The following is a 17,411-nucleotide window of genomic DNA, read 5'->3' as shown; positions in this document are numbered from 1 at the left end:
ATACCTATTTGCATTTCGTCTATCTACATACTATCAAAATATTATTAAGAGGGTATTACATAAGATTTACAATAAAGTTACAATTCAATATTCTATATCTACTATTATATTACATTCCAAATTTTCACATCTATCTTTAATTAAATCTTCTATTTCCTTTTTAATAATCTTTTGAGTATCCTCTTTTTCCAAAAGGTTTCCATCTACTACAATATGAAATTCGACTATTTTTTCATCACTTTCATCTAATATCTGAAAATCATGCATTGACTTATATATTGCTTTTTCCTTTATAATATGTTTTATCTTATTTCTAAGTTGGTACCTCTCCTTTGACTCTGGACCTAGGGGATCCATATGGATCACTAGAGTTAGATTATATCTTTCTCCAATATCTCTTTCTCCATTGTCTATTACCTCATGTATCTTTAACATATCTATATTACTTGGAAACTCAGCATCTATTATAGCCATAGTCCTACCTTCTCCATAAGTATGGATTACTAAATCATGAACTCCTGTTATATAATCTAGAGATAGTACATCTCTAGATATTGCTTTTTGTAATTCTTTTGACGGAGCTTCTCCTATAAGGGGACTAATAGTCTCTCTTACAAGACTATAGCCTGAATACAATATGAGTAGTGAAATAACTACTCCTATAATTCCATCTATTGGAAGTGTAGTAAATTGTCCAAAAAATATAGATAATACAACCACTGAAGTAATCAGAACATCTCCTAGTGCATCAGCATAGACTGCCTTTAAGCTCTTTGAATTTATCTTCATCCCCAAGTCTTTATTAAATATAGCCAACCAAATCTTAACTAAAATAGACAAAACTAATAGTATAAATGGTATCATTTGGAACTCTACTATTGTAGGATTTAAAATCCTTTCTATAGAAGATTTTATAAATTGAAGTCCCATAAATATTACTAAAAAAGATACAATTAATGCCCCTATATACTCTGCTCTTCCATGCCCATGGGGGTGTTCCCTGTCTGCAGGCATACTTGATAATTTAAATCCTATGAGGGTTATTATAGATGAAGAGCTGTCTATTAAATTATTAAAGCCATCAGCTATAACTCCTATTGAAGATATACCAAACCCTATGCTAAGTTTAAGTATAGCTAGAACTATATTTGATATAAGTCCTACAATACTTGCAAGATAGCCTACCTTGGTTCTTACATTTTCATCTTTATAGTCCTCTGACTTAACTGTTAGTTTCAATAAAAAATTTGTCAAAATTCTTCCTCCAAATCCAATACATTGTATATTTATATTTCACATCTACTATTATATAGGTTTTCCCTTTTAATTCAATATTATCTATTTTATACCCCCATTATTTAACAAAAAAACATTCAAGCAAATTTAAAAGATGCCTTTAGTTAAAAGCATCCTTCAAATTTATTATTTTAATTTTTACTTAGTTAGTAATTCTGCTATCTGTACTGCATTTGTAGCTGCACCTTTTCTTATATTGTCAGCTACTACCCACATATTTACACCATTCTCAACACTAAAATCTCTTCTAATTCTACCAACATATACTTCATCTGTGCCTTCAGCATTTATTGCCATAGGATATATATTATTTTTTATATCATCCTTTAAAATTACGCCTTCTTCTTTTTCTAATATCTTGAATATATCTTCCACATCAAAAGATTTTTCGAATTCTAGATTTACTGCCACACTATGGGCATATTTTACAGGTATTCTAACAGTAGTTGCAGTGACCTTTATACTATCATCATTTAGTATCTTTTTAGTTTCCTCTATCATCTTCATTTCTTCTTTTGTATATCCATTTTCTAAAAATACATCTATGTGAGGAATTGCATTAAACTGAATTTGATAAGGGTAACAGTTTATGCCACCATCTTCTAAATCTTTTAGACCACCTAGACCTGAACCTGATACAGATTGATAAGTGGAGTAGATAATTCTTTTTATCTTAAATTTTTCATGTAATGATTTTAATGGTAGTACTGATTGAATAGTAGAACAATTTGGATTTGCAATTATTCCCTTATGTTTCTTTGCATCCTCTGGATTTACCTCTGGAATTACTAGAGGAACTTCTTTGTGCATCCTAAATACACTACTATTATCTATAACTATAACTCCATCTTCTACTGCAATAGGAGCATATTTTTCACTTACTGCTCCCCCTGCTGCAAATAGAGCAAAATCTATCTCTCTCTTAAAGGAGTCTTCCTTTAATTCTTCTACTATATGGTCCTCTCCCATAAAGCTTATTTTCTCTCCTGCTGATTTTTTAGATGAGAAAAAATAAATATTATCTATTGGAAAATCTCTTTCTTCTAAAGTCTTTAATATAGTACTTCCTACTAAACCTGTTGCTCCTACCACTGCTAAATTATATTTTTCCACTTTTTATTCCTCCTTATTCGAAAGCATTGTATATATTTTCTATTGCCTTTTCAAAATCACTATTTTCTATCCCTACTATTACATTTAACTCACTTGAACCTTGTGATATCATCCTAATATTTACATCTGCATTTGCTAGAGCTTTAAAGATTCTAGCTGATGCTCCTGTAGTATTTATCATTCCCCTACCTACTACTGCTACAAGGGCCATATTTGGGTATGCTATTATATTATCTGGATTACAGTAAATCCTTATTTCTTCTATTACTTTCTTTAACTTTGAATTTAGTTCATGGGTAGATACTATTACAGATACTGAATCTATACTAGATGGCATATGTTCTATTAGTATATCATTTGTCTCAAATACAGATATAAGTTTCCTAAAGAAATCTCTTTCACTACTCATTAAGGTCTTTTCTATGGAAATAACTGTAAAGTCCTTTTTCCCTGCTATTCCTGTTATAGTTCCAAAACTACTCCTAGGACTTAGGTCATCTATTATAATAGTACCTGGATCTTCTGGTGCATTAGTATTCTTGATATTTATAGGTATTCCTGACTTCTTAACTGGAAATATAGACTCTTCATGTAAAACTGGAGCCCCCATATATGATAATTCTCTCAATTCCCTATATGTAATACTCTTTATAGGTCTTGCATTCTTTACTATACTTGGATCTGCCATTAAAAATCCTGATACATCTGTCCAGTTTTCATATAGTTTTGCATCTACTCCCCTTGAGATTATAGAACCTGTTACATCAGATCCACCTCTTGAAAATGTCTGTATGCTTCCATCTAATTTAGCACCATAAAACCCTGGTATAACTGCATGGGATACTTTTTTAAATTTAGTCTTAATCTTTTGTTGTGTAGCTTCCCCATCAAACTGACCTAAATTATCAAAAACTATAATCTCCTTAGGGTCTATAAATTCAAAATCTAGATATTTTGAAAGTATAATTCCATTTAAGTATTCTCCTCTACTTGCACAGTAATCTCTAGATGCCCCATTAACTATATTATGTTTAATCTCTGATAATATTTCCTCTATTTTTATATCTAATTCTAGTTCTCTACAAATCGAGATAAATCTATCCTCTATTATATTAAATACATCGTCAAAATTTAGATTGTGAGATGCTAATTGATAACACATATATAACAAATCAGTAATTTTGTGATCTCTTTTATGTCTTTTTCCTGGAGCTGAAGGTATTATATATCTTCTATTTTCATCCTCTTTTATTATATTTTTCACTTTTTGTATTTGTGTACTATCTGCAAGGGAGCTCCCGCCAAACTTTGCTACTATTACATCTTTCATCTTTTCCCTCCTTTAGTTTTTTATGTAAAAAAAACACTTATCCAAAAATAGGACAAGTGTAATAATCTTGTTTCCACCCAAATAAAAGGTTTATGCTTTAACGTTAAGCTTACGCAATTCCCTACTAAATTCAGGATTGAGCTCATAGGTGGTTTTCAATTTAGTGCATCAAGGAAATCTCTCAGCCGGTGAATTTCCATCTCTTGTGATCTTAAAAAATTTACTCTTCCTATTCAAAGCTTTTAAATATTTTACAACTTTGCTTATATAAAGTCAAGCAGAATTTTTAAATTTATTCTCTTCCTCTACAAATATTTATTCCTTTTTCTTTTAATATATTTACCTTTTCTTCTACATTCTCTAGTTTCTTTAGCATCTCTTTTGATTTAAGAATTGCTTCTTCATATAGGCTTTCTACTGCCCCTTTATTGTTTTCCTTTACTTGATTTAATATTTTACCACCTAGTGCATGAAAATTATGATGGGTTTCATCTATGGATTCCCAATCTTCTTTTATATCAGGATGAGTTATATTCACAGCATTATAGAAATGTCCAAAGGAGCATTTATTTGAATTTATCTGTATAGGGTGAATCCTCATTTCATCTTTTATCTTCCTTAAAGTCTCCATCCAATTTATGTGGGATCCCCTTGCCTTTTTAATTATACTTATCAATTCATCATTTGCCATGGCATTTTCAGTTCCCTTTAAACCCTTAAATAACTCTATTATAATATCTGAAAGTTCATCATCTATATTAGATATCTTCTTAGCAAAATTTACACTTTCTGCAGCTTCATTATGAATACTCTCTGTCATATTGCTTAATCTCTCTGCATCTTTACTTGATTCATCCATTGCCTGATTTATCTCATTTGTAGCAACTTTTATATCTTCCATAGATGCATCAATTCTCTCTACATCACCTATAACATTTTTAAGCATATGGACATTTTTATTTACAGTATCACTTATTATGTCAATTTTGTCACTCATGGCATTTGTAGAGACTAGAGTACTGTTTAAACTATTTGTTCCCTCTTCTGTAGCAGTGCCTATACTAGCTAAAAATTTACCCATACCTCTTAAGTTCTCCTTAGTATCATCAGCAAGCTTTCTTATTTCTTCAGCTACAACACCAAAACCTCTACCATGTTCTCCAGCCCTAGCAGCTTCTATAGCTGCATTTAAAGCAAGTAAATTTGTTTGATCTGCTATTTGTTGTACACTTTCTACTATTTGAGATACTTCTCCAGAAAGTTCTACTAATTGCTTGAATTTATCATTTAAATCTGAAGTGTCCTTTTCCACGTTTTCTTTTATTTCTTCCATATCTTTTAAAAGAACTATACTTTCATCGTTTTTCTTTACTAATAGCTCTGATTCATCTGACAAACTCCTTAGGGTTTCGGATGTGCTATTTATAGATTCATTTACCTGATACATACCAGCTGTTGTTTCCTCAACTATTGCTAAATTAGATTGGCTTAAAATTGCCATCTCCTTTGCAAAATCCATTAACTGATAGGAAATATGTGACATTCCCACATCAAAATCACTCAAAGAACTTGCAATATCTAATATTTTTTTAGCAGAATTTGCCATTTTCTTTTCATTTGCTACTAATTTTTCAAATTTATTTAACATATCATTATATTCTTTGTTCTTAGTATTTACTGAATTGCTAGGCTTTCCTTTAATTGTTCCATTTATAAATTCCAGTATTCCTTCTTTTTCTTTACAATCTTTACTCTTTATCTTATTTAACACTTTTCTATTCCTCCTATTATTCTGACTCTTACAATATACCCTGTTAAAATTATATTAATCTTTTTATTTGTCGAAATATGTAATATTATAAAATATCTTTATATAGATCAGTCCTTCTATATTTTATATAGTGTCTACCTGACATACTGGTATTTTTTGTATCCTTTATATTATCTATTATTTTTGAATCCAGCTCTACAAACAATATGCTTTCTCCCTCATTAAAATCTTCTTTAATTAAATTTCCTTTTGGATCTATAGCTAAAGTTCCACTTTGATTACAAGCTACTACAAAAATTGTATTATCATATGCTCTTGCCGGTAAGTATTTCATCCAAATATCCTTTCTTTTCTTTAACTTTATCGGGGAAGCAAATGGAGTAAAGATTATCTCTGCACCTTTTAAACTCATTATTGTAGAGATTTCTGGAAAATGAGTCTCCCAACAAATTTGAATCCCTATAATTGCCGTCGGTGTTTTAAAAACTGGTAAATCATCTCCACTTGAAAAGTAATCCATTTCACTTTTCCCTAGGTGACTTTTCCTATAATAATCTACTTTCCCATCTGGAGTAGATATCATATGAGTAATATACGGCATATTGTTAGGATTATCTTCTATAAACCCTACTAATATTGTAATTTCACATTCTATTGAAATAGATTTGAAAATTTGTGATAATTCTTCTCTTTCACTGATAGTTATGGGAGATGCATCTTTGCTATATCCATTTATACATGCCTCAGGAAAGCATATAATATCTGTATTTTTTTCTGATGCCTTTTTTATATAATCTCTTATCTTTTTTAAATTCAGTTCTTTATTATTTAATTTAGACTCCATCTGTACTAGAGCTATCCTTGTATCTTTCATCTAACTCCTCCAAAATAAATTTAGGTCTATTCCCTATATTGTAATGTATTGGCCACTATTTGCCAACTCATATTGGGTTTTATTAGAAATTTTACCAAAGATTAATACCCATTAATCCTTCTATGTGTTAAAATAGAATATATGTATTAGAAAGGAAGATCTTTATGACTATATTAAAAGAAGCCTGTGTAGGCAATTACTTAGAAGCTAAAAGAGCTGAGGAATTAGGAGCAGATAGAATAGAATTATGTGACAATCTCTATGAAGGAGGCACTACTCCTAGCCTAGGTGCTATAAAAATATCCAAGGAAAATTTAAATATACCCATATTTGTAATTATCCGTCCTAGAGGTGGAGACTTTGTATTTAGTGAAGAAGAAGTTGAAGTGATGGAAAAAGATATAGAAATATGTGAAAGTTTAGGAATCCCTGGAGTTGTAATAGGTGCATTAACTGAGGACAATCAAATAGACGAGCCTACTATAAAAAGACTTATCAAATCCTCTAAAGATATGGAGGTAACTTTTAATATGGCTTTTGACCTTATAGAAGATAAAAAAATGGCCATAGAGAAGCTAATTGATTTAGGTATACATAGAATACTTACTAAAGGTGGCATAAAACCTGCCCCTGAAAATTTAGATAGTTTGAAGTCACTAGTAGAGTATGCTGACAATAGGATAACTATCTTAGCTGGTGGTGGAATTACTAAGGGAAACTTTGAAGCTATAGTTGAAAAAACAGGAGTAAAAGAAGTCCATGGTACTAAAATTGTAGGTGCCCTAGAATAAGAAAAGCTAGGAAAATCCATAGCTTTTCTTATCATTGTGTAGCATCTTCTATGGCTACATCCTTCCAAATTCCCTTTCTAAAAACTATACACATAAGTATGCCTGACATAATTGTAGATATACTTATTCCCATCCAGACACCTGTGGACTGGAAATTGAATACAAAGGCAAATAAATAGCTTAAACTAACTCTCATAATTAACCAAGTTATTAGGGTTACTAAAAAAGGATATTTAGTATAACCTGCCCCTTGCATAGTTCTTGATAGTGAAATTGTAACTCCATGTAGTGGCTCAGATAATCCTATTATAATTAAGAAAGTCTTACCTATTTCTATTACTTCCCCATTGTATTCATCTAAGAAAAATTTTATAAAAGGTGTAGAAAATATCACCAGGACAAAAGCAAGCACTGCCATAATACTTGCCCCTAGTATTGCACAAACCTTTCCAGTCTTTTCTGCCCTCTCCTTTTTACCCGCACCTAGGTTCATTCCTGAAAGTGTTGCAGATGCAGTTCCTATAGAAAGTCCAGGCATTAAGGCATATTGGTTTAAATTAGTTCCTATTATATAAGCTGGTACTGCAGCATCAGCTCTTAGAGTTCTTGCTAGTATTGCAAAGATAAGAAATGTACTTATATTTCTAGATAATCCTTGAAAAGCTGTCGGAAGACCTATTCTAAGTATTTGTTTAGAAACTGCCCATCTTGGCTTTATCATATCCTTATAATCTACTTTAACCACAAACCTTCCACTCATTAAAGCAGCCCATCCTAAAGTACTTCCAACTATTCTAGCTAGAAAAGTACCCATAGCTGCACCTTTTACCCCCATTTCTGGAAATATCCAAAATCCAAATATAAATACAAAATTACCAAGTACATTAACCACATTCATAACTATGTCTATAATAAGAGGTGTCTTTGTATCTCCTGCCCCTTGAAAAATAGACTTTGCCATAAAGTTTAACAGAAAAAATGGTATTGATATAAAAAATACTGACATGTATTCTTTAGCTAAAATAAGCACTTCATCATTTACTCCTAATATATGTAAAATCCATTCATTTGTCATAAGCCCTAAGGGTATCATAAAAGCTGATGCCAATAAACTTAAGAAAAATGCTTGGCCTGCACTAATAGATACATTTCTATCATCATTCATCCCAGTAAATCTTGAGATCATGGCGATGGTTCCTGTAGATACAGCCATTACTAATACCATTATAAGCATAATAATATTTCTACCTGTCCCAACGGCTGATATTGCATCTACTCCTAGGGACCCCACCATCTTTATATCTATAGTTCCAATAGAAACTTGTAAAAGGGACTGTATAATTATAGGCCAAGCCAAATAAAATACATTTGAATATAAATTATTATTATTTAATAAGAATTCTCTTCTATTTTCATATACATCATTCAAAAAAACACCTCCTAAATAATATTATTATATCACTTAGGATAATATTATCTAGAAGGCAAATATAAATTAATTATTTTATAAAATATATATTTTTAATTCTTTAATAGCCTTTTTATAAGTAATTCTGTAATTCTAGGTGTTCTCTCAAATAAATCTTCCTTATATACTCTTTCTGTATATTTATGGAAGTCCTTTCCCCAAGGTCCTATATTTAACACTGGTGTACTTATATCCTTTATGCTATCAAAATCTATGCTATATACATTTCCCCACATCAACATGTTTTCTTTAATATAGCCTATATTTTCACTATCTAAGGTAAACATTCCATAGCTTAAATCTGTTATTCCTGTATAATAATTTTTAATTTTATACTCTTGATCCCAATTGTCCTTAGAAAATTCCATTATCTCTTTTAAAATTTTATCTATTTCATTTGAATCTTTTAAATCCATATTGTGCACATGTGGATAGTATGGTGGTGCCAATGCTATGACAACCATAGGAAGACGATCATTTACAAACTCTAAAGTTTTTTCTATTATTAGATTTACTCCTTCTACCATTGTCAATTGATCTTTTTCAAATTTATCTTTTATTTCTAAATTTAAAATGGTAATTTCTTCTTTAAATTTATTTCCCGAATCTCTCATGGCCATTTTATATAATTCACTATAGAATAGTACATTGGGTTTAAATTCTAAATCTTTTCCTTCTTTGTTTTCTAGAGTATTGTATTCCATATAGCTTTGATTCATCTTATCTATTACTTCAACAAATGCTTCTTCGCTTATTTTCTTTAAATTGTCAAAAATCTCTTTTGGAGAATTCCTAAGAGTTAATATACTCATATATCCCATTGCTGACATTGACAGGGATACATCATAGACATTTTTGTTGTCCTTCATATACAACCAAGTAGGTGGAGGAGTTACTGTATTTCCCACTTTTTCCATAAAGTCTTTGTTTAATTCAGTTCTTCTAATAATCTCTGATAGTAAATTTATTGGATTAAACCCCTGAAATATTTGACCTACATGAGTCAACTTTCCCCTTACATATATCACAGGCATTATCTTTCCTATGGAACCATCATATATAGTTGGAAAATTATCATCTTCCCTCTCATGTGGTTCTGCATCTAGGGTTAAAATATAGTTTAACTTAAATTTACTCCTTAAATTTTTAAGTAAGTTTACTGCTCCCCTCATTCCAGCTGATAAGTTTTCCTCATCTGGAAGAGCTAATAAAAGCAGGTTCCCTTTAAAATCTTTATCAAGAGAATATTTTTTAAACAAGGATAGATGAATAGCACCTCCACCCTTCATATCTGCTACTCCTCTTCCAAATATCCATTCTCCACTTTCTAAATCTTTTTTAGAATCCTCATCTATTTGTATTTTTTCCTTTTTGTACATATATTCTAATTCTTTAGGTGTATATGCTAAATCTTTATACTTTCCAAAATCATTAGTATCTACAGTATCTGTATGATGAATTAGAATAATAGTGTCCTCTCCCTCTCCTTTTAATAGAGCCCAAGGGATTTTTCTATCTAAATAGTCATTTTCTATTTCAAAAAAACCATATTTATCAGGATTATCCTTTAAATAATCTACCTGCTTAAACCATTTTTTAAAAAATACCATATTATTATTTTCTAGACTTGAATTAGTGTGAGTTTTTGTATTTACATATTGTAATAAACTTAATTCTATTTCTTTTCCTAAATTCATAATCTCTCCCCTTTTTTGAAACAAAGAGTAGCCCCTTATTCCAATTGTCTTTAATATTTGAGATATTATATTGCTACTACTTATATAGTATAACATTAATACTATAAATTTTTTATGAATTTCATAAGCATAAATTACTATAAATAGTGGTATTATTATAATGATACTTATATTATAATTAAAAAGACCTAATTAAAATATATTTAAGAAACAAATTAAGATAAAAGGAGTTTTAAAATGGACGGTAAAACACGAAGCAATATAAAAATAGGGATAAAGGTTAAAATTGTAGAAAAGCAAAATCAAAGATCTGGAGATTTAACTGAAGGGATTGTAAAGGATATACTTACTAATTCTAAAACTCATCCCCATGGTATAAAAGTCAGACTTGAAAGCGGAAAGATTGGAAGAGTTCAGGAAATTATGTGATATATAAATAAAGTAAATACTTTGGGACAAATGGACTAACCATTTGTCCCTATTTTGTGCCATTTTTTAAACTAGGTAGTTTCCATCTTTTCATTATGCTTCTAGAATTTTTTAACCTTAATTTATTCTATTCTTATCATAATTATCAAGACTTGTACATAGTATATTATATCCTAATATAAAAGTAATTGAGGTGATAAAAAACATTAAATTCACAAAATTTATCCTCTACTATAGAGGATAAAGGTAGTTTTTCCTAATTGTTTAGATAAAAATAGAAAGAGGTGGAATATGTTTAAGACAAAAAGAAATTTATTAATTATGCTAGTTATTTTTGCACTGGCAGTATCAGTTATTGGATGCTCTAATTCTAATAATGAACAATCTGCTAATGAACAATCTACTAATGGTGAAGAAACTGTCCAAGAAACATCTGATAATACTAAATCAGGACCAGCTATAGATAAGGACACAGTTGTAATTGCTACAGCTGATGAAACTCCTTCTTTATCTCCAGCTGGGCACAACGCAGTTGCTGGAGATTATGTAAATAAATTAACCTATAATGGTTTATTTCGTCTAGATGATGATTTAAATCCTATTCCAGATCTTGTAAAAGATTATACCGTGGAAAAAGATGAAAATGGAGAAGAAAGCATATGGATTATGACTCTTCATGAAGGTATTAAATTTCATGATGGAAGTACTGTAACATCAGATGATGTAATAGCTACATTAAAAGAAGCTAAAACAAAGCCAGATGTGCGTACTTATACAACATCAGTAGTGGATACAGAGAAGGTTGATGATTTAACATTAAAAATATTTACTGATGGAGCTTCTGCTGCTTTGCTTTATGATTTAAGTCACCACGGTAATTATATAAAGCCAAAAGCCTTGATAGATGCTAGAAACGATTTTAATACAAATCCTATCGGCACAGGGGCTTATAAATTTGTAGAGTGGACTAGAGGAGAGCAACTTAAATTTACAGCACATGAAGATTATTTTGATCCTGATCGTGCTCCGAGTATTAAAAATATTGTATGGAAAATTATACCTGAGGGATCTTCTCGTACTATAGCATTAGAATCTGGTGAGATAGATTATATTATTGAATTAGATTCAACATCTTTAGACAGTCTTAAGGCAAATTCTAATGTATCAGTTTTGGAAGTACCTAGTGTTTCTCATAACTGGTTAACTGTAAATAATGAGAAAGCACCTTTTGATAACTTAGATGTAAGAAAAGCACTTTGCAGTGCTATCAATAGAGACGACGTTATAACTGTGGCATTAAATGATGCAGGCATTCCCACTAAAGGGCAAACACCTGAAGGACTATTAGGATTCTCTCCTGAAGGTTTTGACAATTATGATTTAGAAGCAGCTAAAGCACACATGGATGCTTGGGGTGGAGATCCTTCTACAATTGAACTTGATATAATTTGTTCAAATGATACAAAAAGAAGAGCTGGAGAAGTTATACAAGCTAATTTAAAAGAAATTGGTATCGACGCTACTTTAAGCTCAATGGACTTAGCAACTTATCTATCAGAAACAGCAGCCGGTAATTTCACCGGATTTATAGGTGGATACACTTCTAATGATATGGTTAGCTATCTAAAAGGTGTATTTCATTCAAGTAATATAGATGCTTCTAATAAAACTAGAACAAATAATCCAGAGCTTGATGCTTTAATAGATAAAGCTTCGAAAACTATAGATCAAGAAGAAAGAAAATCGATTCTTGAAGAAGCTTCTAAAATATTAAACGAGAACTCTTATCAGGCGCCTTTATATCAGAATTATATAATAAGTGCGCATAAAGCTAACTTAGATAATACTTTTATAACTGCAGGTGGATCTTTTAGAGTTCAAGAGTGGAGTTGGAAATAATAATTAATTTATGCTACTTCATCAATGAACATTGATGGAGTGGCATAAATTAGCAGACAAGGAGGACTTATGTGGAAATATATAACTAAGCGTTTTCTTTATCTTATTCCCGTTATTATTGGAGTTACTTTCATAGTATTTTTAATAATGAATATGGCACCTGGGGATCCTGCTAAAACAATCCTTGGAGAACAGGCAACTCCTGAAGCTATAGAGGAATTGAGAGAAGAATTAGGTTTAAATGACAATGTTTTAATTCAGTATAAAAATTATTTTTTAGGTTTATTGCAGGGAGATATGGGGACATCCTATAAAACCAAAGTTGGTGTGGCGGAAGAAATTAAATCAAGACTACCAACAACGGCAAAGTTAGCAGTACTAGCTATTGCGATTGCCGTAGTTATTTCTATTCCTTTAGGTATTTTTGCTGCTGTTAAGCAAAATACTTGGATTGATAGTCTTACTATGTTTATAGCTTTAATAGGAGTTTCTATTCCAGTCTTTTGGCTCGGGCTAATGTTACTACTATTTTTCTCTCTTAAATTAGGTTGGTTTCCAGTTTCAGGAGCCTCCTCTTGGAAGTCTTTTGTTCTGCCAGGAATTGCTTTAGGATTCTTAAGTATGGCGGCTATTGCAAGAGTTACAAGGTCTTCAATGCTTGAGGTTATTCGCCAGGACTATATCAGAACTGCGAGAAGTAAGGGAGTTCCATACAATACAATTATTAGAAAACATGCCCTTAGAAATGCATTAATACCAACAATCACAGTTGCGGGATTACAAATCGGTTCCCTGTTAGGAGGTTCTGTTCTTACGGAAACAGTATTTGGACTTCCTGGAATTGGTAGATTGATGATAGACTCAATACAGGGTCGAGACATCCCTACGGTTTTAGGATGTATAATTGTATTTACAGTGGCATTTTCACTGGTAAATTTAATTGTGGATATTATTTATGCTTTTGTTGACCCACGTATTAGAAGTCAATATTCTTAAAGGAGGACACAATGAGTGACAATACAAAAACTGTTGATGTTTTAAAAATTAAAGAAAAATATGAAAAGCAAAGTCAGATAAAAGAAATATGGTTTAGATTGAAAAAAAATAAAACTTCTGTACTAGGACTTATAATCATCAGTATACTTATATTTCTTTCAATAATTTCAGGCTTTATATATGATTATGATAATGATATTATCAACCAAAATATAAGCGAAAGATTACAGTCCCCTTCATTAGAACATCCTTTTGGAACAGATGAACTAGGTAGAGATATCTTAGCAAGGATAATATATGGATCCCGAACCTCTTTATCCATTGGATTTACATCAGTAATTATTTCTCTCGCTGCTGGAGGCATATTGGGAGCTATTTCTGGATTTTATGGAGGGTATATAGACAATGTAATCATGAGAGTGATGGATATCTTCCTGGCAATCCCTGGGACATTGTTTGCTATAACCATTGTTGCTGCCCTTGGCACTAGTACCTTAAATCTAATGATAGCTTTGTCTATATCTGGTGTCCCCAGATTTGCTAGGATAATTCGTAGCTCTGTAATGACTGTTAGAGATGTAGAGTTTGTAGAGGCAGCTAGGGCAATCGGAGCTAATAATTTCAGAATAATAACTCAACACGTAATTCCAAATAGTTTAGCACCAGTAATAGTTCAAACTACTCTAAGTGTAGCAAGTATTATATTGACAATAGCTGGACTTAGTTTTTTAGGTCTAGGAGTTTCAGCACCTCAACCTGAATGGGGAGCTATGTTGTCCAGTGCTAGAGCTTATATGAGGGAAAATAGCTATATGGCTCTATTTCCTGGCTTAGCTATAATGATAACAATATTGTCTTTAAATCTTTTAGGTGACGGCCTAAGGGATGCCCTAGACCCAAGACTAAAATAAGGAGGACATATGAATAAAAAAAATGAACTCACATTAAATATAAAGGATTTAAAAGTTGAATATAGAACTGATGATGGAGTAGTTAATGCTGTAAACGGTTTAGATTTAAAAATTGAAAAAGGTAAAACTCACGGTCTTGTTGGAGAAACAGGGGCAGGTAAAACAACTACTGCTCTTTCCATATTAGATTTGGTACAATCACCTCCAGGAGTAATAGTAAATGGAAAAATTGAACTTGACAGTAAAAATATAAGAAATTTAAAAGACAAGGATATGGAAAAAATTAGAGGTAACGATGTTTCTATGATATTTCAAGACCCTATGACATCCTTAAACCCAGTAATGACTATAGAAGATCAGATTGCAGAAGTTATTTCATATCATAATCCTGGTGATTATAAAGAAGCTATTAATAAGGCTCATGATATGCTTACAATGGTCGGTCTTCCTCCTAGAAGAGGTAAGGAATACCCTCACCAGTTTTCAGGAGGTATGAAGCAAAGAGTTGTAATAGCTATGGTACTAGCATGTAGACCTAAATTACTAATAGCTGATGAACCTACTACTGCCCTTGATGTTACCATACAAGCTCAAGTACTTACTTTAATGAATAATCTAAAAAAACAATACGATACTTCTATGCTTATGATAACCCACGATTTAGGTGTTGTTGCAGAAATATGTGACAGGGTCTCAGTTATTTATGCTGGTCACATTGTGGAACATGGAAATTTAGTAGATATCTTTGATAATACAAGACATCCTTATACTGAAGGTCTTTTCAATTCCCTTCCAAATCTACAGGATAGAAAAACAAAATTAATACCTATTAAGGGTTTGATGCCAGACCCTACAAATCTTCCGACAGGATGTCCTTTCCATCCAAGATGTGATTATGCTATGGATATATGCTCAAAGGAATATCCAAAAAAGATATATAGAAATGATCAGCATTTTGTGGAATGTCATCTTTATAATAGTGACACCATAAAAAAAGGAGGGATAATCAGACGTGGATAAGCCATTAATTCAAGTAAAAGGTTTAAAAAAATATTTTAAAACTCCTCACGGAATGCTGCATGCTGTAGACAATATTAACTTTGATATTTATAAAGGAAAAACTCTAGGCCTTGTTGGAGAATCCGGTTGTGGTAAATCAACGACGGGTCGTGCTATTTTAAGGCTTTTAGAACCAACAGATGGAAATATATTTTTTGAAGGGGAAGATTTAGCTGGCTTTAGTAAATCTAAGATGGAAAGAAAAAGAAAGGATTTACAAATAATTTTTCAAGATCCCTTTTCTTCCTTAAATCCTAGAAAAACTATTAGCCAAACAATAATGGAACCAATGATAATTCACAAGTTATACAAAACCAAGGCCGAAATGATGAAAAAAGTTCTTGAAATAATGGAGATCGTTGGATTAGCAGAACGTTTAGTCAATACATATCCTCATGAATTAGACGGGGGTAGAAGACAACGTATAGGCGTAGCAAGAGCACTCTCTTTAAGTCCTAAATTTATAGTATGTGACGAACCGGTTTCAGCCTTAGATGTTTCTATTCAGGCACAGATACTTAATCTTATGAAAGATCTACAAGAAGAATTAGGTTTAACCTATTTATTTATCACACATGATTTATCCGTAGTTAATCATTTTTCAGATGAGATTGCCGTTATGTATTTAGGTAAAATAGTTGAAAAGGCGACCGCAGAAGAGTTATTTAATAATCCTCTTCACCCTTATACTACTGCTTTACTATCAGCTATACCTATCCCGGATATACACTACAAACCTAAACGCATAACTCTAAAGGGAGAGATTACATCTCCAATTGAACCTAAAAAGGTTTGTAGATTTGCTAATAGATGTGAATATGCAACTGAAAAATGCCATTCAAATGAACCAGAATTAATTGAAATATCTAAAGGTCATCAAGTAGCATGTTTTATGGAAATTATCGAAAAAACCTCTCATAGAGCCGTTTAAAGAAATTAAATATCTAAACTAAAAATATTATTTATATAAATAGTATCATGCTATGCTTTCGGAATTTTTCCACATTAGAATAGGGACAAGGGTAGCCCCCTGTCCCTGTTTTATTTTGCTACCACTATTAATGGCATAGAACCTATATCAAAATCCTTTTTACCAAATCCTCCATAGTAAGCGAAGTCCTTAAATCCTGCCCTTCTTAGAGACTTTTCTAATTCTTCTTTTCTAATTGGAAAAAGTTCTACTTGACCTTTAAGTTCTTCTCCTGTTTCATTTATTTTTAGATTGGTTTTAAATATTGTCTTTTCTTCTTTTAATGTATAATATCTCTCAAATTTTATCTTCTCATTTTCGATAAGTGGAAGCTCTGTTATATTATTTTTGTATATATAATCATAATTTAAAATTTGAATGACCAGCTTTTTATCTTCTTTTAATAAACTCTTAAACTTTTTCAAAGTATCTTCTATAGCTATATAATCCTGTAGATGAACAAGAGTATTTCCTATACAATATATTCCATCAAAGCTACCCGGCTCAAAATATTTATCTACTTCTCTCATATCTAAGAGTCTTACCTTGACATCTTTTATATCTTTATTGACCTCTTTAGCAACACGAATCATATCTTCATCTAAGTCTATGGCTTCTATTTTAAAGCCCATCTCCCCTAATCCTTTTGCAACTCTTCCATCTGAACACCCTATATCTAATAGATAGGAGTCTTTTTCAAACTCATGATTTAAAAAGTCTATTTTCTTTTTGGAAGGGAATATAAATTCATAATAATCTGCTAAATTTTTATATTGACTCATCATATCTCTCCTCTTAAAATCTTTT

Annotated in this window: 15 protein-coding genes; 7 read left to right on the top strand and 8 right to left on the bottom strand. The window is 31.4% G+C overall.

The genetic code is table 11. From position 1 onward, the window contains the following. Positions 1-84: 84 nt before the first annotated feature. The 5 genes from AC4PG3_RS02025 to AC4PG3_RS02005 form a co-directional block, all read right to left on the bottom strand. The gene (locus tag AC4PG3_RS02025; RefSeq protein WP_492197416.1) at positions 85-1,254 is read right to left on the bottom strand and encodes a cation diffusion facilitator family transporter; all 1,170 of its coding nucleotides are present in this window, start codon (positions 1,252-1,254) and stop codon (positions 85-87) included. Positions 1,255-1,434: 180 nt separating this feature from the next. After that, entirely contained in the window at positions 1,435-2,409 is a 975-nt protein-coding gene (locus AC4PG3_RS02020; RefSeq protein WP_492197415.1) for an aspartate-semialdehyde dehydrogenase, read from the bottom strand. Between the two features lie 13 nt (positions 2,410-2,422). Then, entirely contained in the window at positions 2,423-3,739 is a 1,317-nt protein-coding gene (locus tag AC4PG3_RS02015; protein ID WP_492197414.1) for an aspartate kinase, read from the bottom strand. 292 nt (positions 3,740-4,031) lie between these two features. Continuing rightward, positions 4,032-5,510 carry a methyl-accepting chemotaxis protein gene (locus AC4PG3_RS02010; protein ID WP_492197413.1) on the bottom strand — a complete coding sequence of 493 codons (1,479 nt, stop codon included), beginning with the start codon at positions 5,508-5,510 and terminating at the stop codon, positions 4,032-4,034. Positions 5,511-5,595: 85 nt separating this feature from the next. Further along, a complete protein-coding gene (locus AC4PG3_RS02005; RefSeq protein ID WP_492197412.1) occupies positions 5,596-6,384 on the bottom strand; it encodes a nitrilase-related carbon-nitrogen hydrolase in 789 nt (262 codons plus the stop codon). Positions 6,385-6,548: 164 nt separating this feature from the next. On the opposite strand from AC4PG3_RS02005, the gene AC4PG3_RS02000 reads away from it, so the two are divergent. Then, positions 6,549-7,175 carry a copper homeostasis protein CutC gene (locus tag AC4PG3_RS02000; RefSeq protein ID WP_492197411.1) on the top strand — a complete coding sequence of 209 codons (627 nt, stop codon included), beginning with the start codon at positions 6,549-6,551 and terminating at the stop codon, positions 7,173-7,175. A gap of 31 nt (positions 7,176-7,206) precedes the next feature. Here AC4PG3_RS02000 and AC4PG3_RS01995 read toward each other — a convergent pair whose 3' ends face one another. Next, positions 7,207-8,604 carry an MATE family efflux transporter gene (locus AC4PG3_RS01995; RefSeq protein WP_492197410.1) on the bottom strand — a complete coding sequence of 466 codons (1,398 nt, stop codon included), beginning with the start codon at positions 8,602-8,604 and terminating at the stop codon, positions 7,207-7,209. Positions 8,605-8,696: 92 nt separating this feature from the next. Beyond that, complete coding sequence (locus tag AC4PG3_RS01990) at positions 8,697-10,340, bottom strand: M20/M25/M40 family metallo-hydrolase (protein WP_492197409.1); 1,644 nt, start codon at positions 10,338-10,340, stop codon at positions 8,697-8,699. Positions 10,341-10,577: 237 nt separating this feature from the next. Here AC4PG3_RS01990 and AC4PG3_RS01985 point away from each other — a divergent pair, with 237 nt between their 5' ends. From AC4PG3_RS01985 to AC4PG3_RS01960, 6 genes are all read left to right on the top strand, one after another. Further along, positions 10,578-10,769 carry a YwbE family protein gene (locus tag AC4PG3_RS01985; protein ID WP_492197408.1) on the top strand — a complete coding sequence of 64 codons (192 nt, stop codon included), beginning with the start codon at positions 10,578-10,580 and terminating at the stop codon, positions 10,767-10,769. A gap of 291 nt (positions 10,770-11,060) precedes the next feature. Continuing rightward, complete coding sequence (locus tag AC4PG3_RS01980) at positions 11,061-12,668, top strand: ABC transporter substrate-binding protein (protein ID WP_492197407.1); 1,608 nt, start codon at positions 11,061-11,063, stop codon at positions 12,666-12,668. 69 nt (positions 12,669-12,737) lie between these two features. After that, positions 12,738-13,664, top strand: coding sequence for a nickel ABC transporter permease (gene nikB / locus AC4PG3_RS01975; protein ID WP_492197406.1), 927 nt, complete (start codon positions 12,738-12,740; stop codon positions 13,662-13,664). Positions 13,665-13,675: 11 nt separating this feature from the next. Further along, positions 13,676-14,575: an ABC transporter permease gene (locus AC4PG3_RS01970; RefSeq protein ID WP_492197405.1), complete on the top strand. Its 900-nt coding sequence runs from the start codon at positions 13,676-13,678 to the stop codon at positions 14,573-14,575. 9 nt (positions 14,576-14,584) lie between these two features. Further along, complete coding sequence (locus AC4PG3_RS01965) at positions 14,585-15,595, top strand: ABC transporter ATP-binding protein (protein ID WP_492197404.1); 1,011 nt, start codon at positions 14,585-14,587, stop codon at positions 15,593-15,595. Beyond that, positions 15,588-16,565: an ABC transporter ATP-binding protein gene (locus AC4PG3_RS01960; RefSeq protein WP_492197403.1), complete on the top strand. Its 978-nt coding sequence runs from the start codon at positions 15,588-15,590 to the stop codon at positions 16,563-16,565. The genes AC4PG3_RS01965 and AC4PG3_RS01960 overlap by 8 nt, the downstream gene beginning before the upstream one ends. Before the next feature lie 110 nt (positions 16,566-16,675). On the opposite strand, the gene AC4PG3_RS01955 is transcribed toward AC4PG3_RS01960, so the two are convergent. After that, a complete protein-coding gene (locus tag AC4PG3_RS01955; protein WP_492197402.1) occupies positions 16,676-17,386 on the bottom strand; it encodes a class I SAM-dependent methyltransferase in 711 nt (236 codons plus the stop codon). Positions 17,387-17,411 lie beyond the last annotated feature (25 nt).

This window comes from Tissierella sp. QWL-11, from assembly GCF_058683765.1.
This window is presented reverse-complemented; position numbering and strand designations above follow the sequence as displayed.